Source organism: Sphingomonas sp. 66-10 (assembly GCF_001897045.1).
In the GTDB taxonomy this organism is placed as follows: Bacteria; Pseudomonadota; Alphaproteobacteria; order Sphingomonadales; family Sphingomonadaceae; genus Sphingomonas; species Sphingomonas lycopersici.
This window is the reverse complement of record NZ_MKRR01000117.1, coordinates 1-1,114: the sequence shown is the minus strand read 5'-3', so window position 1 is coordinate 1,114 and position 1,114 is coordinate 1. Positions and strand designations below refer to the sequence as shown.

The window sequence follows — 1,114 nt, the reverse complement described above, 5'->3', positions numbered from 1 at the left end:
GCCGTCCTTCGGCATGGCCAGCGTGACGGTGCCGGTCTTGCCCTTGTCCTTGCCGGACAGGACGATCACGCGGTCACCCTTCTTGATCTTCGCGGCGGCCATTACAACACCTCCGGCGCAAGGCTGATGATCTTCATGTGCTTCTTGGCGCGCAGCTCGCGAACCACCGGGCCGAAGATACGGGTGCCGATCGGCTCCTCGTTCTTGTTGACCAGCACCGCAGCGTTGGAGTCGAAGCGGATCACCGACCCGTCGGCGCGGCGAATGTCCTTCGCCGTGCGCACGATGACGGCGCGATGCACGTCGCCCTTCTTCACGCGGCCACGCGGCTGCGCTTCCTTGATCGACACCACGATGATGTCGCCAACGCTGGCCGTGCGGCGCTTCGAGCCACCCAGCACCTTGATGCACTGCACCCGCTTCGCGCCGCTGTTGTCAGCGACGTCGAGATTGGACTGCATCTGGATCATTGATCCGATTCCTTCCGTTCATGGCGCCGGATACCGACCCGGCGCCGCCTTCAAAATTTCCGCCCGCTCACGCGGGCGAACGATCACGCGGTCTCGTCGATCACGACCTCGGCCGGGGTCGCGCGGGCGTTCACCCGATCGATCACCTTCCAGGTCTTGAGCTTGGAGATCGGCTTGGTCTCTTCGATCCGCACCGTCTCGCCGGCCTTGTACTCGTTCGCCTCGTCATGGGCGTGATACTTCTTCGAGCGGCGAATGATCTTGCCGTAGAGCGGGTGCTTGACCTTGCGCTCCACGTTGACGACCACCGTCTTCTCGCCCTTGTCCGAGACGATCACCCCGGTCAGCACGCGCTTCGGCATGTCTTCTCGTCCTCTTACTTAGCCGCTGCGGCGCGCTGCGCCTGCAGGGTCTTGATGCGGGCGATGTCCTTGCGGACCTCGCGAACGCGGCTCGGCTTCTCGAGCTGGTTGGTCGCCGCCTGGAAGCGCAGGTTGAACTGCTCGCGCTTCAGCTGGCCCAGCGCTTCGCCGAGCTGGTCGTCGGTCTGCCCGATGAAATCAGTCTTCTTAGCCATCTCACTCGCCTCCGAGGTGCGACGTGTCGCCGAGACGCGCCACGACCTTGGTCTTGATCGGGAGCTT

At 63.9% G+C, this 1,114-nt stretch carries 4 protein-coding genes and 1 pseudogene; all 5 read right to left on the bottom strand.

All coding sequences use genetic code 11. The features are described 5' to 3' along the window. Positions 1-102: KOW motif-containing protein (locus BGN95_RS12710; RefSeq protein ID WP_286772820.1), on the bottom strand; the 102-nt coding region annotated here is incomplete at its 3' end. Then, positions 102-470: a 50S ribosomal protein L14 gene (gene rplN / locus BGN95_RS12705; RefSeq protein WP_174835093.1), complete on the bottom strand. Its 369-nt coding sequence runs from the start codon at positions 468-470 to the stop codon at positions 102-104. The genes rplN and BGN95_RS12710, both read right to left, overlap by 1 nt. A gap of 83 nt (positions 471-553) precedes the next feature. After that, positions 554-832: a 30S ribosomal protein S17 gene (rpsQ, locus tag BGN95_RS12700; protein WP_179512564.1), complete on the bottom strand. Its 279-nt coding sequence runs from the start codon at positions 830-832 to the stop codon at positions 554-556. Between the two features lie 14 nt (positions 833-846). After that, a complete protein-coding gene (rpmC, locus tag BGN95_RS12695; RefSeq protein ID WP_218850082.1) occupies positions 847-1,047 on the bottom strand; it encodes a 50S ribosomal protein L29 in 201 nt (66 codons plus the stop codon). Position 1,048: 1 nt separating this feature from the next. After that, a pseudogene (rplP, locus tag BGN95_RS12690) lies at positions 1,049-1,114 on the bottom strand (50S ribosomal protein L16); the annotation flags it as partial.